Annotated in this window: 25 protein-coding genes; 9 read left to right on the top strand and 16 right to left on the bottom strand. The window is 35.9% G+C overall.

Going from position 1 to position 22,548, the window contains the following annotated elements; genetic code table 11:
* Positions 1-22: 22 nt before the first annotated feature.
* Positions 23-787 carry a ThuA domain-containing protein gene (locus CSC80_RS14200; protein WP_099192658.1) on the top strand — a complete coding sequence of 255 codons (765 nt, stop codon included), beginning with the start codon at positions 23-25 and terminating at the stop codon, positions 785-787.
* 88 nt (positions 788-875) lie between these two features.
* On the opposite strand, the gene CSC80_RS14195 is transcribed toward CSC80_RS14200, so the two are convergent.
* Entirely contained in the window at positions 876-1,715 is an 840-nt protein-coding gene (locus CSC80_RS14195; protein ID WP_099192656.1) for a DUF4249 family protein, read from the bottom strand.
* A gap of 4 nt (positions 1,716-1,719) precedes the next feature.
* Positions 1,720-4,080: a TonB-dependent receptor gene (locus tag CSC80_RS14190; protein ID WP_074674783.1), complete on the bottom strand. Its 2,361-nt coding sequence runs from the start codon at positions 4,078-4,080 to the stop codon at positions 1,720-1,722.
* 276 nt (positions 4,081-4,356) lie between these two features.
* Between CSC80_RS14190 and CSC80_RS14185 the strand changes: the two genes are divergently transcribed.
* From CSC80_RS14185 to CSC80_RS14175, 3 genes are read left to right on the top strand one after another with little or no spacing between them, the layout of a single operon-like run.
* Positions 4,357-4,899 carry a sigma-70 family RNA polymerase sigma factor gene (locus tag CSC80_RS14185; RefSeq protein ID WP_236973398.1) on the top strand — a complete coding sequence of 181 codons (543 nt, stop codon included), beginning with the start codon at positions 4,357-4,359 and terminating at the stop codon, positions 4,897-4,899.
* The gene (locus CSC80_RS14180) at positions 4,899-5,438 is read left to right on the top strand and encodes a hypothetical protein (RefSeq protein ID WP_099192652.1); all 540 of its coding nucleotides are present in this window, start codon (positions 4,899-4,901) and stop codon (positions 5,436-5,438) included. The genes CSC80_RS14185 and CSC80_RS14180 overlap by 1 nt, the downstream gene beginning before the upstream one ends.
* A complete protein-coding gene (locus CSC80_RS14175; protein ID WP_143751756.1) occupies positions 5,422-6,510 on the top strand; it encodes a hypothetical protein in 1,089 nt (362 codons plus the stop codon). The genes CSC80_RS14180 and CSC80_RS14175 overlap by 17 nt, the downstream gene beginning before the upstream one ends.
* 59 nt (positions 6,511-6,569) lie before the next feature.
* Here CSC80_RS14175 and CSC80_RS14170 read toward each other — a convergent pair whose 3' ends face one another.
* Both CSC80_RS14170 and CSC80_RS14165 read right to left on the bottom strand, forming a co-directional pair.
* Complete coding sequence (locus CSC80_RS14170) at positions 6,570-7,577, bottom strand: hypothetical protein (RefSeq protein ID WP_099192648.1); 1,008 nt, start codon at positions 7,575-7,577, stop codon at positions 6,570-6,572.
* A 108-nt stretch (positions 7,578-7,685) separates the two neighbouring features.
* A complete protein-coding gene (locus CSC80_RS14165) occupies positions 7,686-8,198 on the bottom strand; it encodes a VOC family protein (RefSeq protein ID WP_099192646.1) in 513 nt (170 codons plus the stop codon).
* A gap of 116 nt (positions 8,199-8,314) precedes the next feature.
* Here CSC80_RS14165 and CSC80_RS14160 point away from each other — a divergent pair, with 116 nt between their 5' ends.
* The 5 genes from CSC80_RS14160 (at position 8,315) to CSC80_RS14140 (ending at position 10,817) form a co-directional block, all read left to right on the top strand.
* A complete protein-coding gene (locus CSC80_RS14160) occupies positions 8,315-8,635 on the top strand; it encodes a helix-turn-helix domain-containing protein (RefSeq protein WP_071342139.1) in 321 nt (106 codons plus the stop codon).
* 129 nt (positions 8,636-8,764) lie between these two features.
* Entirely contained in the window at positions 8,765-9,433 is a 669-nt protein-coding gene (locus tag CSC80_RS14155) for a hypothetical protein (RefSeq protein ID WP_143751755.1), read from the top strand.
* Positions 9,430-9,624, top strand: a complete 195-nt coding sequence (locus tag CSC80_RS14150) for a hypothetical protein (RefSeq protein WP_058102640.1) — start codon at positions 9,430-9,432, stop codon at positions 9,622-9,624. Before CSC80_RS14155 ends, CSC80_RS14150 begins: the two co-directional genes overlap by 4 nt.
* Before the next feature lie 43 nt (positions 9,625-9,667).
* Positions 9,668-10,087, top strand: a complete 420-nt coding sequence (locus tag CSC80_RS14145) for a GNAT family N-acetyltransferase (protein WP_236973397.1) — start codon at positions 9,668-9,670, stop codon at positions 10,085-10,087.
* On the top strand, positions 10,080-10,817 hold the full coding sequence (locus CSC80_RS14140; RefSeq protein ID WP_099192644.1) for a class I SAM-dependent methyltransferase: 738 nt from the start codon (positions 10,080-10,082) through the stop codon (positions 10,815-10,817). Before CSC80_RS14145 ends, CSC80_RS14140 begins: the two co-directional genes overlap by 8 nt.
* A gap of 3 nt (positions 10,818-10,820) precedes the next feature.
* Here CSC80_RS14140 and hisIE read toward each other — a convergent pair whose 3' ends face one another.
* The 12 genes from hisIE to CSC80_RS14080 form a co-directional block, all read right to left on the bottom strand.
* Complete coding sequence (gene hisIE, locus CSC80_RS14135; RefSeq protein WP_099192642.1) at positions 10,821-11,429, bottom strand: bifunctional phosphoribosyl-AMP cyclohydrolase/phosphoribosyl-ATP diphosphatase HisIE; 609 nt, start codon at positions 11,427-11,429, stop codon at positions 10,821-10,823.
* Between the two features lie 196 nt (positions 11,430-11,625).
* The gene (gene hisF / locus CSC80_RS14130) at positions 11,626-12,381 is read right to left on the bottom strand and encodes an imidazole glycerol phosphate synthase subunit HisF (RefSeq protein WP_099192640.1); all 756 of its coding nucleotides are present in this window, start codon (positions 12,379-12,381) and stop codon (positions 11,626-11,628) included.
* A gap of 184 nt (positions 12,382-12,565) precedes the next feature.
* A complete protein-coding gene (locus CSC80_RS14125) occupies positions 12,566-13,081 on the bottom strand; it encodes a DinB family protein (protein ID WP_071342134.1) in 516 nt (171 codons plus the stop codon).
* Positions 13,074-13,805: a 1-(5-phosphoribosyl)-5-[(5-phosphoribosylamino)methylideneamino]imidazole-4-carboxamide isomerase gene (gene hisA / locus CSC80_RS14120; RefSeq protein ID WP_074673693.1), complete on the bottom strand. Its 732-nt coding sequence runs from the start codon at positions 13,803-13,805 to the stop codon at positions 13,074-13,076. The genes CSC80_RS14125 and hisA overlap by 8 nt, the downstream gene beginning before the upstream one ends.
* Positions 13,806-13,807: 2 nt before the next feature.
* Positions 13,808-14,230: a GNAT family N-acetyltransferase gene (locus CSC80_RS14115; protein WP_099192638.1), complete on the bottom strand. Its 423-nt coding sequence runs from the start codon at positions 14,228-14,230 to the stop codon at positions 13,808-13,810.
* Entirely contained in the window at positions 14,230-14,811 is a 582-nt protein-coding gene (hisH, locus tag CSC80_RS14110; RefSeq protein ID WP_099192636.1) for an imidazole glycerol phosphate synthase subunit HisH, read from the bottom strand. The genes CSC80_RS14115 and hisH overlap by 1 nt, the downstream gene beginning before the upstream one ends.
* Positions 14,812-14,894: 83 nt before the next feature.
* Entirely contained in the window at positions 14,895-16,031 is a 1,137-nt protein-coding gene (gene hisB, locus CSC80_RS14105; RefSeq protein WP_099192634.1) for a bifunctional histidinol-phosphatase/imidazoleglycerol-phosphate dehydratase HisB, read from the bottom strand.
* A 1-nt stretch (position 16,032) separates the two neighbouring features.
* Positions 16,033-17,079: a histidinol-phosphate transaminase gene (gene hisC, locus CSC80_RS14100; RefSeq protein ID WP_099193362.1), complete on the bottom strand. Its 1,047-nt coding sequence runs from the start codon at positions 17,077-17,079 to the stop codon at positions 16,033-16,035.
* Between the two features lie 43 nt (positions 17,080-17,122).
* Positions 17,123-18,406, bottom strand: a complete 1,284-nt coding sequence (gene hisD, locus CSC80_RS14095) for a histidinol dehydrogenase (RefSeq protein WP_099192632.1) — start codon at positions 18,404-18,406, stop codon at positions 17,123-17,125.
* Between the two features lie 147 nt (positions 18,407-18,553).
* A complete protein-coding gene (gene hisG / locus CSC80_RS14090; protein ID WP_058102627.1) occupies positions 18,554-19,411 on the bottom strand; it encodes an ATP phosphoribosyltransferase in 858 nt (285 codons plus the stop codon).
* A gap of 234 nt (positions 19,412-19,645) precedes the next feature.
* Positions 19,646-20,461, bottom strand: coding sequence for a prohibitin family protein (locus tag CSC80_RS14085; RefSeq protein WP_058102626.1), 816 nt, complete (start codon positions 20,459-20,461; stop codon positions 19,646-19,648).
* A gap of 10 nt (positions 20,462-20,471) precedes the next feature.
* Complete coding sequence (locus CSC80_RS14080; protein ID WP_099192630.1) at positions 20,472-22,496, bottom strand: carboxypeptidase-like regulatory domain-containing protein; 2,025 nt, start codon at positions 22,494-22,496, stop codon at positions 20,472-20,474.
* Positions 22,497-22,548 lie beyond the last annotated feature (52 nt).

Below are 22,548 nucleotides of genomic sequence, written 5' to 3'. Positions count from 1 at the left end.
TCACCGTCAACTTACTCAACTTATGAAAACTAGATTTTTACAATTAACATGTTTCATCATTTTAACTTTCCATCAAATGAGCTATGCCCAAGACCAATTTAAAGTGCTGTTGTTTACAGTACAAGATACCTGGCATTATGAGTGTATTCCTAAAGCTGTAGACGCTTTCCATAAAATGTCAGTCGAGCACCAATTTAAATTTGATTGGACGCAAAGTGCAGAAGACCTTGCCAAAAAATTACCGTCTTACGATGTGGTGGTCTTTTTAAATGCAAACACGGACAATTTAAGCAATGAACAGCTTAATGTTCTCAAAGAGCACATACACAATGGAAAAGGTTTTGTAGGCGTACATTCAACATCTGATAGTGATATTAGAAACCCGTGGTTTGATAATCTTGTGGGTGGGGTTTTTAAGGACCATCCAAAATTTCAATCTGCCGTATTGACCAATCATGATTCAAATTTCCCTTCAAACATGCACCTACCGGAAAAATGGTTATGGAGTGAGGAGTGGTACAATTTTAAATTATTAAAATCAGATAAAATCACAGTACTCCTATCCGTAAACGAAAATACCTACGATTATCAAAAAGGATATGACGAGATACCGCTTGAAGGTATGGGCGATCATCACCCCATAGCTTGGTATCAACTATTTGAAGGAGGTCGCTCATTTTATACAACACTTGGTCATAAACCAGAAGCCTTTCAAAAACAAAATTATATAGACCACTTATATGGTGGAATCTATTGGGCCGCGCAAGGTGCACTAAAGCAAAAATGATTTAGAAATAATTGAACACTACATTTAAAACAAAAAAACCAAGCACTAATTGCTGTAGCGCTTGGTTTTTCTATTCTTAAAAAGACTTCTACTCTACCGTATAACTTACCTTATTGGTTTCCGTTACCCTAAAATAGCCATGAGCATAATTATCTGGGTTAGTCGTATTAATGCAATTGCCACGAACATCTACCGGTGTAGCTTCAAAAATACCTACGCCGCCAATTTGGTCTATAACAATATCCATGTAATTATAGTAAGCTCTAGAAATACCGTTCATGGTAATGTTTACCACATCACCTGGTTGTAACGGATGTATATCACCTTCCTCATCATCATCGATCTCATACCACCAGTCCACTTCGTTCCCGTTTATAAACTCATCATCACCTGTTTCCAAAGTAGGTAACAGGTCTTGTGGTCGTTCAAACTTAAAAAGGTAATTATCGCCTTCGTCCTCAAAATCGGTAAATACAATATGCAATTCTATTGCCTCATCATCAAACCCATCTTCCGTATCTTGGTAGATTTCGGTAATATTGGGAACAGGATTCATAGTATCTTCAGCAACATACCGTTCTCCATTATATACAATTTCCAAAGTATAGGTGGCAAACAATTGAGGTTGAAAGGCACTTGTGGTATAGGTGCCATCATTCTGATCGGTAAAACGAAAAACTTCTCCCGTAGCGTTATTGGTCACAGTAACTTCCGCACCCGTAACATTGGTACTTTGAGTGTCAAAAAAAGGTGTGGACGTACGTAACGTGATCACTTGATCATTACCCGTAGTTCCTTTTTCCCAGTCTAAGGAAGCCTCTACCACCAAACGTAAGGTATCTGTTTGTACGTCAACATCTATAACATCTGTACAACCCGTAAGAATAACAGTGAACAGGGCTATTATTGATTTTATATAATTTTTCATCGTATTAAAATTTAAAGTTATAGGTAATGGATGGTACAATTCCGAAAATAGCGGTTCTGGTAGCCTCATTTGCCCCCGTTTCTATATTCTGCCCAAAGGATACAGAAGCAGCATTTTTACGGTTATAGGCGTTATAAATACCTAGTACCCACTCCCCTTTTAATTTGGCATTTGGCTTTCTGTTGGGCTTATAATTGACTGACAGATCTAAACGGTGATACGCAGGTAGGCGATCGGAATTTCTATCGGAATAACTAGCAATGGAAACGCCCTCATACTCATATTGACCATTAGGATACGTAACTGGCCTACCCGTTTGAAAGACCAAATTGGTACCAAAACTCCATTTATCGTTTAATCGATATGACCCGGATATAGAGACATCATGCGTTCTATCATAAGGTGTGTTGTACCAATTACCGTCATTAATACCCAAACCACCGGCATTACCACCGGGAGTTCGCTGCTCTGACTTGGATAGCGTATAGGAAATCCACCCCGTAAATTTACCCTCGTTCTTACGGAATAAAAGCTCTAGTCCGTATGCCCTTGACTCCCCTTTTAATATTTCGGTTTCAATGGTATTCTGTCCAATAAGATCAGAACCATCTATATAATCGATTCTATTATCGGTATTCTTATAATAGATTTCAGCCTCCATGGAATACGCCTTGTTCTTAAAATTACGGAAGTAGCCCAAGGCATATTGATTGGATAATTGCGGGTCTATGTACTGACCGCTTGGTGTCCAAACATCTAATGGCGTAGCAGAAGAAGTGTTGGATAATAGATGTATGTATTGCGCCACCCTAGAAAAGCCAGCCTTTAAAGAAGAATTGTCATTTATAGTATATGCCAATGACGCCCTAGGCTCCAAATTACCAAAGGTCTTAATGGCGTCTCCCTTTTCGTATACCGTTTCACCAATGGCTTCACCACGTTCATAAATACCTAGGTCCTCATTATAGACTACCGGTTGATTATTGGCATATTCCGTCATGGGCTGCCCCCCAAGTCTAGAAAATGCACTGTATCGCAAACCGTATTGTGCAGTCAGCTTCTCCGTTAATTTATGTTCCGCATTTACATACACTCCAGTTTCCAACGCCCTTTTCTTATCCAATACCAAAGGATTGACAGATGACGTTTCGGTGGTAGGAATAATTTCACCGGGATCAAACTCATAATGTATACCGCTGGCTCCAAAATCTAGCTTAAATGCATCACTGAAGTAATACTTTAAGTCATATTTTAGATTGTAATTGGTAATGGACGACACCCAGTCGAACTCCGCAGAGGTAATACCCAGCTCATAGTCATACTTACTATAAATAGCGGACAGGTTAGAGAAAAGTTTATCGTTAAAAATGTGGTTCCAACGCAGATTAGCAGTTGAATTCCCATAAGAACTACTAAAGTTTTCTCCCAGCTCAAAAGCATCGCGCCCAAAATAACCGGAAAGAAAAAGTCGGTTGTTCGTATTGATCTTATAATTCGTTTTTAAATTTAGATCGTAAAAACTTACGCTATTATCTTCCCCCGCAGCTTTTAATAACAAATCGGCATAAGAACGACGACCAGCAATTAAAAAAGAACCTTTTTCTTTAAACAAAGGCGCTTCTAGTGCCAAACGGCTAGATATGATACCTATGCCGCCCGTTGCAGCAAACCGTTTACTGTTACCGTCTTTCTGCCTAACATCTAACACTGAGGAAACACGCCCACCATACCTTGCCGGTATACCACCTTTGTACAGTTTTACATCTTTAATGGCATCTGCATTGAAGACCGAGAAAAAACCGAACATGTGAGAAGTATTATAAATGATAGCCTCATCCAACAGAACCAGGTTTTGGTCGCCCGCACCACCACGTACGTGAAAACCGCCGGTACCTTCACCGTTATTGGTTACCCCCGGTAGCATTTGTAGCGATTTTAAAATATCCACTTCACCCAGAACCACCGGCATTTGCTTAACCGTTTCAATGTTCATTTTGAGGACGCTCATTTCCGGTTTTCGTAATACGGCAATTTCAGATTCCTCTGCCGTTACCTCTACTTCATCTAACTTGGTAGAAACTTCAGAAATTTCAAAATTGAAGTTTTGGTTTCTGTTCAGGTTTACATCTTGCTTAACATCACCATATCCCATATATGTAATGAGTAAACGATAAGATCCTTCTGGTGCGGTCAACGAATAAAATCCGTATTCATTGGTAACCACCCCAATACTTGTACCCTCCAAAAAAACAGATGCCCCAAAAAGGGTTTCTCCGTTGTCAATGTCGGTAATTTTACCACTAATGGTATAATTGTCTTGGGCATGTAATTGAATGCCCGCAAATAGTAACATAAGCACTGCCATACGTTTTAGCTGCCTTATGCATACTTGTTGTTTTTGTTTTTTAATCATGCTATTTTGTTTAATTGATTGATGAACATTACTAATTGACAACATAATTTGTAAAAGGTTGCACAGCAGATAAAGTTTTATCACAATGGTAACATTCGCCCCTTTGGATCGTACTAACTTACAAGTCTATTAGTTTCAAATAAATTGTAGCAAAATGCAACTATCTAAAAAAATGGTTGTCTTTATCATAGAAACCAATTTTAGAGTACAAATAACCACCTAAATTCATTGGAAACCGAAATTCGTTTTACGCATCGATCCCTTGTTGAGCGCAGCAAGACTGGCGATAGAACCTCGCAGTATCAACTGTACGAGCTCTATGTTGATGCCATGTTCAACGTTAGTATGCGTTTTTTGGGAATTAAGGAAGATGCCGAAGATATTGTGCAAGATAGTTTTGTAGATGCTTTCAAAAACCTGGATAGGTTTAAATATGAGTCTTCTTTTGGTGCTTGGTTAAAACATATTGTCATTAATAAGAGTATTAACCATTTAAAGGTAAAGCGGCTACCGCTTACCTCTATGGATGAGCATGAATACCACCTAACCGATGAAGTGGAAATTGAAAAAGTGGATGCCATAGATATTTTAAAAGTGAAATCTGGTATTGAAAAACTTCCATTAGGGTATAAGCAAATAATAAACCTTTACCTATTGGAAGGATATGATCACAATGAGATTAGTGATGTTTTGGGCATAACCACATCTACCTCTAAATCACAGTATCACAGAGCAAAAAAGAAATTAGTAGAAATTATAAACGGATTGTAATGGATCAATTTGAAAAACATATACGGGATAATAAAGCGATCTTTGATGACCACAAGGCAGACCGTGCAAAAATGTGGGCAAATATTGCAGCGCAATTAAACGAAAATCCACCAAAGGTGGTACCACTCTGGAAATCGCCCATGATACGTATTGCTGCCAGTATAGTAATTCTACTGGGAATTACCGGAATTGTTGGGCTTACCTTCTTTGGCAGCCCCAATACACCAACCCATTATGTCTCTAAGGAACTACAGGATATAGATATGCATTACAAAGGTTTGGTAACCTACCAAGTACAATTAGTGCAAAACAACAATCAATTAACGGCGGCAGATAAAAAAGAGTTTCTGTCATTTATGGTTGAGCTTGATGCCGAATATGAGCAACTAAAACTTGAAATGCAGAACAATCTAGATAATGAACAGGTTTTGGCAGCCATTGTTTCCAATTATAGAAAGCGCATAGAACTCATTGAAAATCTATTGCAGCAGCTAAACGAATCTAAAATTAAAGAAGACGATTATGGATATACTTTGTAAAAAGCTTAAGCTTTTCGCCTTGGCGATGCTGCTTGGTTTTACAGCCTTGGCACAAGAAAAGGTATCTAAGGATATCTCTAAAACCTACCCTTTCACCAATGCAGGAGAACTTCATTTGGAAAATAAATACGGTAATATCAATATCTACGGATGGGTCAAGAATGAAGTCTCCATCACCGTCAATATTACGGTGACCGATAAGAAAAGGGAAAACGCCCAAGAGCTCTTGAATAGAATAAAACCTGTAATAAGACATAGCGATAAATTTATATCCGTTAACTATGAAATAGCGGAAAAGAACTCCGGATTTTTCTCTAACCTTTTTGAAAAAGCCAATCCGTTCGATTTTGACCGAAGCAATGTGCAAATTGATTATAAGGTTTACGTGCCCCAAAAAGTTGAACTAGAGGTCATCAATAAATTTGGTGATGTTTTTATTGAGGATTGGGTAGGTATTTTAATGGCAGATGTACAACATGGAGATATGTGGATAAGTGATAATTTGAACAAAACGGATGTAAGTATCAAATATGGAAAGCTTAGGGCAAAAAATATCAATTATGCCAATATAGATATTACCAATGGCGGTTTGGATATGGACCATGCGAATACCATGAGACTTAATAGTAGCGGTAGCAACATAGAAATACACCAAGTAGAGTCCCTTGAATTTTACTCTAATAAAGATGAAGTTGATATACGGGAGATAGGTACTCTTTACGGCAATCTTAAATTTAGTAAACTACGCTTACATCGCCTTAAAAAGGATATTGATTTGAACTTAAAAATTTCAGATTTATGGGTAAAGAATATCCTTTCTGCAACGTCTAAAATAAGCTTGGAGCAAGAATCATCTGAAATACATATCAATGTTATTAACTTTCCACATGTCTTCTCTGCAACTTTAGAAGAAGGTTTGGTCAGATTGCCAAAATCATTTCATGACGTAGATTCCAAAATGTTGGACAAGGGCAAAAAGTTACGTGAAATAAAGGCGAAATATGGTAAAAAAGGACAAGGATATATTTCTATTTCAGGTAAAAAAGGGGTTGTTCTAATAAAAGAAATTTAATACATGTACCCTTACTACATGAGATTGATGAAATGGTAGAACCGTACTATTACAAACCGTTAATTTGCATATTTGCCTTCTGAATAAGCTGATAAAATACTGCTGTTAGGGGTTTTACAGTTTTGTGGAAAGTCAGAAAAATAAATACATTTTGGCAATCCGTTATCAAATGTAATACGAACAGATCCCCTACTGTTTCCACCAAAACCGGAATAGCTGTAATTAGCGCTAAGTTCTCTAGGTCTGCCTTGACTATCCTTAGCGGAAGAATGCACATTTGTTATACTACCGGCAGTGTATTTATTAAATGCCCAAGTCTTTGCTTGGTCATATACCAAGTCATCTATTAATTTGTTGAAATTTTGTGCACCAGTTGGTCCGCCAGTTTTTTTCATGGTAGTATACTTGCTGGCTTGTTGCATTCTAATGGATGCCTTATTTCTTGCAAACAATTCTAAATTTTCATCGAATCGTTTTAAGGCTTCACCATTGCAAGCGTTCATTTGAAACAGTTTTACCATATCATTATTTAAACCTTTAGTTTTATGAATCATATCAACAGAATTCCCCATACTATTAGGGTTGGTAATCATGTCCATCATGGTATTCAATCCTTTTGAACGTTGTATTTGATCCACTACAGCATAAGCATCATATAATTCTGGTTTGGCATACAAACCACTACCAACCCAAGTATACTCTACGCATACTCTACTAACAACATCTCCCCAGCCATTTTTTGTTACCTCCTCGGTCTTACAGACCTGATTCAAAATTTCAACTTTATCTGCTGGCAAATAACGATCGCAATTACCTCCATAGGCTCTTAAATATTGATCGAAAATGGTTAAAAACATCATGTCATCTCTTTTGATCTCTAAATTCTCAAAATGACCACGATAAATATTATCATAAAACTCAGCAAAATAGAGTCCGTCTGTTTTCAGCTCAGCTTCGTCAAGAGCTGCAGAATCAAAATTTTGGGAGTCGTTACTGGAAAGAGAAACAAATAAAAGCCAGATAATACTAATAAGAAATAAACGGAAGATTTGAACAGATAATTTCATGGTTGTGAGTTATTTTAAAATGAAACAGTCTGAGGGAAAGGTAAATATATACAAAATGCGATTGACAATCAATAGATTACAATCGCATTTATCAACATTTAAGAATTACTATTCTGAATACGCACCAGAAGAATAAGTTAGTTCATAACTGTGCGTGTATACTTCAAAAACAATCCCAAAAGGGTCTTCAACATAACACATTTTATAGGGTTTGTCATTTGGGTAGTATGAACGTATAGGCATACGCTGTTTGCCTCCATGCGACACAATTTTAGCGACCAAATCTTCTATATTTGGGTCTTGAATACAAAAATGAAATAATCCTGTATTAAACGGATTGAATTCCGGTGCTTCTTTAACCCCATGAGGAAAAGAGAACAACTCTACACCTATACCATCTGAGGTAGACATATGTGCAATTTCAAACTCTTCCCAATCATCACCAAACACATCAATACACATTAAACCGATCGCTGTTTCTTTTTCTTTTTTAATTTTTGATGGTTTCATGATAACATACCAACCCATTACTTCTGAGTAAAATTCTACCGCTTTCTTTAAGTCCGGTACTGTAATGCCAATATGCGAAAATGATTTTGGGTATTCTTTATTCTTATCCATAGTTCTAATTTTACTACAAAATAAATCTATATTTGCCTTATGGACAATAACTTACTTAAAAGTGCTATAGTTACCAAAAAGAGTAAAATATTGATTTTCAAATAATTAAATTTTAAATGAATACTAAAAAATATTGCCCGTTAGACCATACGATGAATCTAATTGGTACAAAATGGAAACCTATTGTACTTTTTCATTTATTGGATGGAGCATTACGATCGGGAGTATTACAGAAAAAAGTGCCGGGAATATCCAATAAAATGTTTACACAAACCGTGCGCGAATTGGAAAAAGATGGCTTGGTAGAACGTATAGTGTACCCTGTTGTTCCACCAAAAGTAGAATATGGTTTGACCGAACGAGGAAAATCCCTTAAAACTATTTTACTTAGTCTTGACTCATGGGGAGCCAATGACACCTCTAATAAGCTAGTTTAAAAGCAATTAGAGGTATGTTTATACAACAAAATGTAGAATTTTGGGTTTTATCTAAAAAATAATGGTTTTTGGTGCAACTATTTGTTGCTTAGGTTGTCTATTAGATAATCAATCAAAAATCAAACAGTAATGAAACCACTTCAATTTAGCCTTCTATTGTTTTTATTTCTGTCCGCCATGTGTAGCTACGGACAAGAGGAAACTGATGAATACCTTGAATTTAACGATCGCAACAATGTAGTACATGGCGTCTATGTTGGTATTCATATGGGCTTAGGAGAAGTTGAAAATGAAAGGGCCTATTTGGGGGGATTAAAAATTGCCTATGTTGCCAATCAACAGTTCGAAGTTGGATTTGCTGCCAATTTTTTATATTCCGAACAAGATATCTTTAACAATACACTCTCTAGATATGAAGATTTAATTGCTGTTTATGGCGGGTTACATTTAGAACCCATATTGTTCAGTAAGAAAAGAATTAATTTAAGTTTTCCGTTGTTGCTTGGAGCCGGTGCCGTAGGTTACGTGGATGCAAAATATAGACATGACGACAATTTTGAAGAGGAACTTACCGAAGATGATTTTGACGAAGTATTTGTTGCCGAACCGGGAATAAATGCTCTTTTTAATATCTCTAGATACTTACAACTAGAAGCAGGGGTGAAATATCGTTTTTCTAGCAAAATAGAATTACCACCCACCAGAATTTCTAGAATTAACGGCTTTTCAGCCGGTATAGGCATTAAAGTTGGCATATTTAATATGGGACGTAACCGTTATAAGAAAAACGTGCAATGATCAACAGAAGAAAATCAAAGAAGCGTTACGCTAAAAAAGGTATAGACACGCAACACGTGTTCACTGAAAACAATCAGGTTTTCGTAAAGAACAAAGCTTCATACAAGGCAAATCCAAAAAGTGAATGGTCACCGATAACTTTTAAATGGGTGTCAATTGAAAAAGTTCAAGATTGTTTAGTACTTGAATAAACCAGAACCTAGTTATATTTGAGGTCACGCATACACCATGCCAATGACCACAAAAATAATTGAGATTTCTGCCGCAGACACACTACCTATAAGACATTTGGTTATGTGGCCAAATCAACCATTGGATTACGTAAAGCTTCCAAAAGACCATGAAGGTCTGCATTACGGACTATTTATAGATCACAAACTTATATCGGTTATTTCTTTGTTTATTGATGGCGATGAAGGTCAATTTCGAAAATTTGCTACGTTAGAAAACTACCAAGGTAAAGGCTATGGAAGCTTGTTATTAGAAGAAATAATGCACGTTGCCAACACAAAAAAATTGACAAAGATTTGGTGTAATGCCAGACAGAACAAAAGCGCCTTTTACGCCAAATTCCAAATGCACAAAACCAATAAAACCTATGTGAAAGGAGGAATAGATTTCGTAATCATGGAAAGAACTTTTGAATATGAGTAAAGAGTATGACCAAATAACAGCCTTGCATTACGCAGCTTATAGACCTTCCTTACATGAAGATATTCTAAAAACGTATCTTCCCACTACCCCTAAAAGTAATTATGGATTAGACATTGGTTGCGGTACTGGGCAATCTGCCATAGCCCTATCCAAATTTTGCAATACCGTAGTTGGTGTTGACCCTAGTAAGGAGATGATCAAAAAGTCCATTAAACACACTGGCGTTAGCTATGAGTTAATGGAAACCAAAACCCTGAACTTTGACAGTGATAGGTTTGATATCATTACGTTTGCAGGGTCATTATTTTATGCAAAATCTCAAGAACTACTAGATGAATGCATAAGGGTATCAAAAGTTAATTCCCTCATCATAGCTTATGATTTTGAAATTCTTTTGACAGATATATTAAAACTGCTTGGCGTAGGTACAGAAACAGGTGTGACTTCTGACTATGATCATGAAATCAACTTTTCTGGACTACATACCACGAACGTACATTTAAATAGCCAGTATAAACAGTCAATTCGCTTGGACATCACAGTAGCCGATTTAGCACATGTGTTGTTGTCCTCTAAAAACGACTACATAACAATGGCAAATACTTTTGGAACAGAAAATTTATTTGAAAAGCTACAACAAGAATTAGAAAACAAGTTGAATACAACCCATACTACAATAAAAGTAAACACATTTTTAAGCGCATATACGGTAAAAAAATATGGGTTGTAAAGATTATTTTTTACGTTTCATCAATTCAGCCTCTATATCTTTAAGTGTAAAACCTTTTGCTTGTAAGAGCATTAGATAATGAAACAATAGATCGGCACTTTCGTACAAGAAAAGCTCATCATTATTATCCATGGCCTCAATTACAGTTTCAACGGCCTCCTCTCCCACTTTCTGGGCTACTTTATTAATGCCTTTTGCAAATAAGGAAGCTACATATGATTTTTCTCCATCGGCATTCGTGCGCCTTTGTTCAATAGTTGATTCCAATTCAGAGAAGAACCCAAAGTTTGAATCATTGCTTTCTTTCCAACAAGTATCGGTGCCTGTGTGGCATGTAGGACCTGTAGGATTTACCGAAATTAATAATGAATCTTGATCGCAATCATTTTTAATGGATACCAAATTTAGAAAATTGCCACTTTCCTCACCTTTGGTCCACAATCGGTTTTTAGTTCTGCTAAAGAAAGTAACCTTACCCGTTTCGTTGGTTTTACTTAGGGCTTCAGCATTCATGTAGCCCAACATTAATACGTTTTTAGTACGTGCATCTTGTATGATTGCAGGTATTAATCCGTCATTTGTTTTATTCCAATCCGGTGTTTTAAACTCCATATGTATTGTATTCTATTTTTTTTATTTTTTCTAAGTCTTTAGTTCTGTCTAGGTCACTGAGCGTAGCCGAAGTGAAAATTCGTGTTCCAAAGCCTTCGACTGCGCCCAGGGTGACATTCTATCTAATGTCAGTCACTGTCACCTGTTACTGAAAATTGATACTACCTACTAACCAATTATCGACTACTTATTGAAACTAAACCCTCACAGGAATTCCGTTCCCCTGTAATTCAAGTTTCAATTCCTGAATCCCTATTTCCTTAAAATGAAAAACACTTGCCGCCAAAGCTGCATCTGCTTTTCCTTCTATAAAAGTATCTGAAAAATGCTGCATATTACCTGCACCACCAGAAGCGATAATCGGGATATTTAATTCTGTGGACAATCTAGCCAAAGCTTCATTAGCAAAACCATCTTTAGTACCATCATTATCCATTGATGTAAATAGAATTTCACCAGCACCGCGTTCTTCAACTTCCTTAGCCCATTCAAACAACTTACGCTCTGTAGGTACTTTTCCACCCACTAAATGCACGATCCATTCTCCATCTATCTGTTTGGCATCTATAGCCACCACAATGCATTGTGAACCAAATTTAGCCACCAAATCATTAATCAACTGTGGCTTCTTAACTGCCGATGAGTTTATAGACACTTTATCGGCACCATTTTGCAATAGAATATCTACATCTTCTACAGAGGAAATTCCGCCACCAACGGTAAATGGAATATTCACTTTTTCTGCAACTCTGTATACCAGATCAGCCAATGTTTTGCGTTTTTGTTCCGTTGCAGAAATGTCTAAAAAGACCAATTCATCTGCCCCTTCTTTACTATAAATTTCAGCAAGTTCAACAGGGTCACCGGCATCACGTAAATCAACAAAATTTACGCCTTTAACCGTTCTACCGTCTTTTATATCTAAACAAGGAATTATTCTTTTTGCAAGCATTTTTTTTAAAGTATTAAGTACTAAGTAATTAGTACTAAATTTTTTATAATAAATATTTCATTCTAACATCAAGTTACTTTTTATAGCTATCCAAAACTTATAACTATGTACTACGCACTTTGTACTTGTTACTCTGTACTTTGTACTTGATACTTCATTCTTTGTACTCTGTACTTTTATCTCCTTACTTATTTTTTATATTCAAATCTACACCGTCATAAAAACCAAGGTCCTTATTCTTCAGCTGTTTTACCCAAAAGGCTATTTGCCCAGTATGATATGAGTAGTGTTCTACCACATGGAGAATAATACCTATTCCAGAAAAAGAAAATCCCTGTACCGAACGTTTTTGAACCAATTGAGCTGTTGAAGCATCAAAAATGATTCTTTTTGCCGAGTCTAGCACATCATCCAACTTTTTTAGCAGCTCTTCTTTAGTGTAACCATTGGTAGCAGCAAATTCTACATCACGATTTCTTGTGTCTTCATTTTCTCCTAAAGACGATATGGCGTATTGTGATATATTACCACACAAATGAAGAATTAAATTTGCAATGCTATTTAAAGAAGCGTTCGGTTTTTGCCATAGTTCTTCTTCAGAAACATCAGTAAGGCTTTTCTTGATCATACGTGTACTTTCATCCATACGATACAAAGCATTTTGCTTTAGCTCTTCAATGATTTGAAATTCCTTATCCATTGCTTAAAATATAAGATTCCAACTGTTTTAAACTAATACGGTTCTCGTAAATAGCCTTACCTATAATTGTCCCTTCACAACCCATTTCGGCTAGTTTAGGCAACTCATCAAAAGTAGATATTCCGCCGCTGGCAATCAGTTTAATTCCAGATTCCGTTGAACTGATAATTTTTGAGTATAAATTAAAAGACGGACCTTCTAACATACCATCTTTACTAATATCCGTACAAATTACGTATTGAATTCCCTTTTCTTGGTACGATTGTATAAAAGGAATCAACTCTTCTTTAGATTCTTCTAACCAGCCCGAAACAGCTACTTTTTCATCCATAGCATCGGCTCCCAATATTATTTTATCGGAACCATGCTTTTCTATCCAACCCATAAATGTTTCAGCATCCTTAACTGCAATACTACCACCCGTAATTTGCTTGGCACCACTTTCAAAAGCGATACGTAAATCTTCATCCGTTTTTAATCCGCCACCAAAATCAATCTGTAGTCCGGTTTTGGTTGCAATTTGCTCTAGTACTTTATGGTTCACAATATGCTTAGATTTTGCACCATCTAAATCCACTAAATGCAAGTGTTTTATTCCGTGTGCTTCAAACTCTTTGGCAACTTCTAACGGGTTTTCATTGTATATCTTCTTGGTATCATAATCCCCTTTAGAAAGGCGTACACACTTACCGTCTATGATATCTATGGCTGGTATTATTCTCATTTTTATTCTAAAATTTGTTTATCAACAGACATCCACAATGCTGAATCTCCTATTTTATTAAATCCGTAACGCTCATACATTTTATGGGCATCCTTGGTTTTTAATGCAAGTGTTTTTAGGTTTTTTATGATTGGGTCTTCTAACATAAAGGCTACCAATTTTTTACCGTAACCCTGACCTTGGAATTTATCAAGGATAATGACATCCATAAAATAACCAAAATAGATATAGTCGGTTACTACCCTAGCAAAACCAATTTGTTCATTATCAGTGGTATAAATACCAAAACAATACGAATGTTCAATAGTGGTCTTTACATCTTCAATAGTCCTATTCTTTCCCCAATAAGAATTTGCGATAAACTCCTGTATGGCTTCTACGTTTAATAGACTTTTATCTTTGGAAATAAAGTAATTCGGCTTCATTACATTTTTAAAAAGTTCTCTAAAATTTTCTCACCAACATCACTAGATTTCTCTGGGTGAAACTGCGTACCGTAAAAATTTCCTTTTTGTAATGCAGCGCTATAGTTGAGTCCGTATGAACATTCAGCTATAGTTTCGCTACACAATGGGGCATAAAAGCTATGAACCAAGTAAATATGCTCATCCTCGGCAATAGAGCCAAACAAATTTGATTTTAGGTTCGATATTTGATTCCAACCAATTTGGGGAACCTTTACGCTAGTATCAAATTTTATGACATCAACATCAAAAATGCCCAATCCTTTGGTATTCCCCTCCTCGGATGAATTACACATTAATTGCATGCCTAAACATATACCTAAAACAGGCTGTTTTAAGGTTGGTATTATGCTATCTAGACCGCTATTCAACAGCATTTTCATAGCACTGCTTGCCTCGCCTACTCCTGGAAAAATTACTTTATCGGCATTTTTTATTTCCTCGGCATCGCTACTTAAAACAGCATCAAAACCTAACCTTTTGATGGCAAATTTTATGCTCTGTATGTTTCCGGCGCCGTAATTTATGATAACAATTTTCATTAAAACTAGTATGAAGTACTCAGTATGAAGTACAAAGCAAATCTTAGAACGATTTAATACTTTATACTTAATACTTTGTACTATTATAGAACTCCTTTAGTACTTGGTAACACCATCTTTTCTACATCTCTTTTTACCGCCATTTTAATGCTTTTTGCAAAAGCTTTGAATATAGCTTCTATTTTATGATGTTCGTTGGTACCTTCGGCTTTAATGTTCAAATTGGCTTTTGCTCCGTCTGTGAACGACTTAAAGAAATGGTGAAACATTTCCGTTGGCATATCGCCTACCATTTCACGCTTAAAGTCTGCATCCCATACTAGCCAATTTCTGCCACCAAAATCAATAGCGGATTGCGCCAAACAATCGTCCATTGGTAAACAGAATCCGTAACGTTCTATACCTAATTTATTCCCTAAGGCATTATGAAAAACTTCACCTAAGGCAATACCGGTATCTTCAATAGTATGGTGTTCATCAACTTCTAAATCACCATCAACCTTAATGGTTAAATCCATTTGCCCATGACGAGCCAATTGGTCTAGCATATGGTCAAAAAATGCTAATCCGGTTTTGATATCACTTTTACCGGTACCGTCTAAATTCAATTGTATGGCAATATCGGTTTCATTGGTCTTTCTATGAATTTCAGCCGTTCTATCATTCAGCTTTAAAAACTCATATATCTTTTCCCAATCATTACTTTCAATAGCAATATGGCTATCTAATTCATCACGTTTTACTGTGATTTCACCAGTGCCAAGATTCGTATCATCGTTAATAAAAATTCCTTTAGAACCTAAGTTTTTAGCCAATTCCATATCCGTTAATCGGTCACCGATCACAAAGGAATTCTCCAGATCATAATCCTCGGAAAAATATTCGGTCAATAATCCGGTGCCAGGTTTTCTAGTGTCGGCATTTTCATGGGGAAAAGTACGGTCAAGAAAAACCTTATCAAAAACAACGCCTTCATTCTCGAAAGACTTAAGAATGAAATTATGAACCGGCCAAAAGGTATCCTCTGGAAATACATCTGTACCCAATCCGTCTTGGTTGGTAATCATGACCAATTCATAATCCAATTCTTTCGCTATTTTACCTAAATATGTAAATGCCTTAGGATAGAAAATCATTTTCTCAAATGCATCGATCTGCTCATCTACAGTTTCTTTTATAATTGTACCGTCTCGGTCTATAAATAGTACTCTTTTTTTCATATTAGTTTGATAGTGCTCTTAAAGCGGTAATTACAATAATATTTTCTTCTGATGTACCCACGGTAAATCTAAGCGTATTCTCGCATAAGGGTTGCGTAGTTCGGTTTCGTACAACGATACCTTTTTCCAATAATTGAGTATAACGTAGTGTTGCATCATCAACTTTAGCCAAAATAAAATTAGCATCGGTAGGATAAATGGTAGAAACAAAAGATATGGTTTTCAATGTTTCGATCAGTTTTTCACGTTCTTCAAGAATTGAAGCAACTTCTGTTTGCACGGCTTTTTGATCAGATACTCTTTCAATAGCCTTGTCTTGGGTAAGCTGATTGACATTATATGGCGGTTTGATTTTATTGATTACCGCGATAATCTCTGCAGATGCCAAACATAAACCCAAACGAATACCTGCCATGCCGTAAGCTTTAGACAGCGTCTGAGTAACAATCAAATTTGGATAATCTGCTAATTTCGATGTCCAGCTTTCTTCAGTTGAAAAGTCGATATACGCTTCATCGATAACCACTAGCCCATTAAAAGAATTTAAAAGCTCTTCAATAATTGCAGTAGAGAAACTATTGCCTGTAGGATTATTTGGAGAACATAAAAACAACAATTTTGTATGCTCGTCAATTACCTTTTTAATTTCTGCGATATTCGGCTGAAATTTAGCAGTCAGTAATACTTCTCTATTTTCGACTAAATTGATACCCGAAAGCACCTTGTACATACCGTATGTGGGCGGCAAGGTGATAATATTATCCTGTTTAGGCTCACAGAAAGCCCTGAACAATAGATCCAATACTTCATCACTACCATTGCCTAAAAGGATGTTTTCTTCCTTAATTCCTTTCTGTGCAGCTAGTATTGTCTTTAAACTACGTTGTTGTGGATCAGGATATCTGTTGACACCGTTTTCAAACGGATTTTCATTAGCATCTAAGAAAACCATAGTAGAACCATCGGACACATATTCGTCACGTGCAGAAGAATATGGACTTAAACCCTTAACATTTTCCCTTGTAATATTGTTTAAATTGAAACTCATTAGTTCAACATTGAATTGGTCATTGAGCATAGCCAAAATGACATTATTTTAAACTGTTTAATCTTAAGGTCACAGCATTTTTGTGAGCCTGCAAGCCTTCAGCCTCAGCCATTAGTTCAATTGCTTTGCCTATGGTTTGGATTCCTTTTTCATTAATCTTTTGAAAGGTCATACTTTTCATAAAACTATCTAAGTTTACACCGCTATATTGCTTGGCATAACCATTGGTAGGTAAGGTATGATTGGTACCCGATGCATAATCACCGGCACTTTCAGGCGTATAATTTCCTATGAACACTGAACCTGCATTTTGGGTGTTGTCAATGTAAAAATTTTCATTTTCTACACAAACAATGTAATGTTCCGGTCCGTATTCATTTATTAAATCAATAGCATCTTGATCGTTATCAACATATATTAATTTACTATTTGAAATTGCTTGCTTTGCGATTTCCTTACGTGGCAACTCTTCTAATTGAAGGGCTACTTCCTTCTCAACAGCAGTAATCATACTTTTTGAAGTCGATACCAAAATCACTTGACTATCTACCCCATGTTCAGCCTGACTCAGTAAATCTGAAGCTACAAAGGCGGCGTTTGCAGAATCATCTGCAACCACCAATAATTCTGAAGGACCTGCCGGCATATCTATGGCTACACCATACTTGGTGGCAATCTGTTTGGCGACGGTTACATACTGGTTACCCGGTCCAAATATTTTATACACCTGAGGAATAGTGGCTGTACCAAAGGTCATTCCTGCAATAGCCTGTATACCTCCTACTTTCACTATTTTGGTAACACCGCATAAATTTGCTGTATAAAGAATAGCCGGATTCAGTTTACCATCCTTATCCGGTGGGGAGCACAATACAATTTCTTTACAGCCAGCTATAGTTGCAGGCACGGCCAGCATTAAAATTGTTGAAAACAAAGGAGCTGTTCCTCCTGGAATATATAATCCTACCTTCTGTATAGGTCTTTTCTCCTGCCAGCAAAAAACTCCCGCAGCAGTTTCAACTTCAATACGCTCGGTTTTTTGAGCTTTATGAAATACCTCTATATTAGCTTTTGCGAGCTTTATAGCTTCTTTCAAATCATCTGAAACCAATTTTTGTGCCTCTTCCATTTCGGTCTTTGACACAAGCATATTTTCCAAGACCACCTTATCAAATTGTTCGGTATACTTTTTAATGGTATCGTCACCATTTGATCGTACTTCTTCAAAAATACCATTCACCAAACCTTCAATATCAGCAACGGTTTGCGTAGGTCGTTTTAAAACGTTGTTCCAATCTACTCTCTTTGGATTATATATTTTGTTCATTATTTATTTAGTTGTTCGTTGATGGTTGTTCGTTGATGGTTGTTCGTTGATAGTTGTTCGTTTTTGGTTTACGAAATGCAAATAGAACAATGAACATTTCCATCTAATATCAATTCCAAATAATACTACTTAATACTTAATACTATTTTACAATACCATCTTTTCAATTGGGCAAACCAAGATACCTTCGGCACCGGCTTTTTTTAATTCATCTATCACTTCCCAAAAAGTATCTTTATTGATTACGGTATGCACAGAACTCCATCCAGCATCAGCTAAAGGTAAAACTGTAGGACTCCTCATTCCCGGTAATAATTTTAAAATACCTTCCAATTTTTCATTAGGTGCATTCAACAAGACATACTTTGAAGCTCTTGCACGTAAAACCGATTGAATTCTGAATTGTAGTTTCTCAAGCAATTCTCTTCGCTCGTTAGATATTTTGGGAGAAACCGCCAACACCGCCTCACTGGTAAGCATTACTTCTACTTCTTTCAAGTTATTCTTGAATAAAGTACTACCGCTAGATACAATATCACAAATGGCATCTGCAAGCCCAATATTGGGTGCAATTTCAACAGAACCGTTAATAATATGCAGGTCTGCCTTAACCCCTTTATCCTTCAAATAGTTAAGTACTGTATTTGGGTAAGAAGTAGCAATACGTTTACCCTCAAAATCCTTTACCGAATTATATTTAACGGATTTTGGTACGGCCAAGGAAACTTTACATTTAGAGAAGCCCAATTTTTCTGCAATGGAAATATCTTCTCCTTTTTCGATCAATACATTTTCTCCGATAATAGCAATATCTACTACACCATCTCTTAAGTACTGAGGGATGTCACCATTTCTTAGATAAAAAACCTCCATTGGAAAATTTCTTGAAGATGCTTTTAATTGATCTTTGCCGTTATCAATTGAAATTCCGCAGTCTTTTAAAATTTGAAGGGATTCCTCATTAAGTCTTCCCGATTTCTGAATAGCAATTCTAATTTTAGTCATTGTTTTAATTTAATGCTTGGCAACCAAAAGAGATTTAAATACAAAACCCGTTTGATTGCTCAAACGGGTTTTTAAATATGTTGTTCTACTACAATACATTCCTACCTCGCCTGAGCGTGTGTATGAATATGATGATGTGTAGTTCTGTTTTTCATTCTGTTGTAAAAGTAAAAGGTATTTTTCATTTCGCAAAACAAAAGTTTAAAATGAAACAAAAATAATGTTCTACGTGTTTTAGTTATTACCTAAAATTAAAGGAAGACCAGATTCACCACCACCAACTACAATCACCTTGGTATTGGGAGATTCTGAAAGTTTTAGCGTTGCATCAATACCTTTGTCCTGTAAAATTTTATCTGTCAAGGATGCACTTAAAATTTTATTGGCATCGGCTTTACCTTGTGCCTCAATCGTTACTTTTTCAGCTTCTTTTCTAGCGGTCACTAAACGAAACTCATATTCCAATGACTCCTGTTCTTGACGTAACTTTCTTTCAATAGCCTCTTTAATTGTTGGCGGTAAGGTTACATCACGCACCAAGATTTCGTTTAATTGAATATATTCTCCCTCAACAATTTTTTTGGTCTCATCAAAAATCTCTTGTTGAATAGCATCTCTTTTACTGGAATATAATTGCTCCGGCGTATAACGACCAACTACAGATCTTGCTGCCGATCTAATGGTAGGCAACAAAACACGTTGAATATAGTCTTCTCCTTTTTCTTGATGCAACTTGCCCAAATCATTTCTAATAGGCTCAAACCAAGCGGAAGCTTCTAATTTTATATCCAATCCGTTACTAGAAAGCACATTCATTTTTTCTAAAACTTCTTGCTGTCTAACTTCATAAATAAAAACTTTATTCCATGGAGCAACAATATGAAATCCTTCACCTAAAGGCGGTTCATCTGTAACTACACCATCTCCAAATGTTTTATACAATACGCCAGCTTCACCAGAACCAATGGTGACCGTAGATTTAGAAAACATTATTACTAGTACTATTAAAACAAATATTGCAGGTAATGCAATTTTAGGTAATTTATCCATTAGTGTTCAATTAAATTAATCCGTTATATTTTCTTATAAACCATTCTGAAGCAAAGGCAAATACAATCATTGCCAGCAGTATTTCGAAATCAATCAAAGATACGATATTTTCAGTGCTTTTCTCCGTGGGAACGTAGGTGTCATTTTCTTCCAAATCACTTATTAGTTCATCTATTTGGGAAGGATAATACAATTTGCCGCCAGAGTTAGTTGCCAATTTTTCCAATTTTAAATAATCGCTTGAAACAAATTGATTTTCCAAATTAAATTCATTGATAACAAATGAACCAGTTTCTGATTTTTGGTAGTTTTCAACCGACACCACAAAACTATAATTACCTGCAATTAAGTTGGATAAGTCCGCTTCAAAATACCCGTTCTTTAAAATCATGGGGCTCGTTTGAGTATTTTTGGTTTTTGTATCGGTAACCTTTATACTGATTTTGGCATTTGGGTCAAATAAAAAGGCCTCATCAAAATAAGTTGCTGTAATAATAGTGTTATTACTGCCTTCATAAATTTTTTCATAATCTACATTTAACCTGGTCTTGTTTTTAGAACTGGTTAAATAACGGACTAGATTTGCTATAAACTCATCAAAATTGGAAAACGCTCCGGTATTTCTATATGTCTGAACCCTCCATTTCCAAAGGTTTTCTCCTAGTAAAAGTGCTTTTTTGTTTGAGTTTTGTTCTAATACCGTAAGTAACGGCTGTTGAATATCCTTTCCTTTAATCTGCGTTCCTAACAGCGGTTCAAATGCAGTGGTTATTAAAACCGGTCCTGCATCACTAAGCAAAGGTGGAAAATCCGTTAAATCAAAATTTGCAATATCATATTTTGAGAAGCCATTGTTCAATAACCCAAATACTTCTTGCTCAGGATATCCGTTCTCAATTTCAAAACCTAAATTACTCCTGTTCAAAAAGTTATAATCCGTTTGAATACCTGTAATCACAAATGAATTAGAATTTCTATCCTTAACAAAATCGAACAATTTTTTAAATTTGGCATTGGGCTGATAAAAAATAAACAAGTCAATATCCTCTAAATTATTAGCTGTATTTGGCTTTAAAAAAGATACCTCTCTTTGCTCATTACTTTCAATAGCTTTTTTTAATGCACCTATGTCTGGATGTAAAATATCACTGACCAAGGCTATTTTTGTTTTCTCGTCTATGACTTCAATACTAGTACTGCGTACGTTATTATTGACGTCACGTTCATCTTGCATTTTCGTAACTTCTACACGTATATTTTTTGTGCCAACTGAAATGGCATTAACCTGAATAGCAATTGTTTTTAAGTTAACATCTGCATTGAGTTCAACCTTTTCCCTATGCACCACTTTGTTATCCATTCTAACCAAAACTGTTGCAGAAACAGCTACTTTGCCCTGATAAGAAATATAAGTCTCTAATGGGAATTTATTTTTTAGAAATGCATATTTATTGGTCAATATAGGTCCTACCGAAATATCTTTATACAAAGTAGTATCTCCTAATACCACTGTGTTTATGGCATTACTTTCATTAGATTTGAAAAAGCTATAGTCCTCACCAATAGTCTGGTTACCGTCTGACAACAACAGTGTAATTGTTTGCTCGCGACTATAGATATTTTTTAAGGCTGATAAGGATTTATGAAAATTGCTATACTTTTCATCAAATGAAAGACTATCCAAAACTTCTAACCCTGTCCCAAATTTATAACTAGCCACATTAAAACGATCTGAGATTTTATCAGAAGCTCCAATTGAACTCATTAGCTCATTCAACTCTGCTCCATTTTCAGAAATGGAAGAAGAATTATCAGCAAGAATAACCAGATTAGGTTTTTCTAAGGTATACGTTTTTTGAGAAAACTTCGGATTTACCAATAATAGAAGCAATCCGAAAACCCCTATAAATCGCAAAAAGGCTAAAAGCAAGTTAATTTTGCTTTTAGCCTTCTGTTTATACAAATACTGAAAAACAACGATACCCAGTGCAGCTATTGCCGCAATAATTATATACAGTACCGTTATGCTCTCCATGAATGCTTATAAATTTCAATTAATCAAAGGAACTTAAAAAGTAAGCCTAAGA

The sequence above is a fragment of the Maribacter sp. 6B07 genome, from assembly GCF_002700155.1.
GTDB classification, from domain to species: Bacteria; Bacteroidota; Bacteroidia; order Flavobacteriales; family Flavobacteriaceae; genus Maribacter; species Maribacter dokdonensis.
Note: the sequence above shows the minus strand (reverse complement) of the source record. Positions and strands in the feature narration are given on the sequence as shown.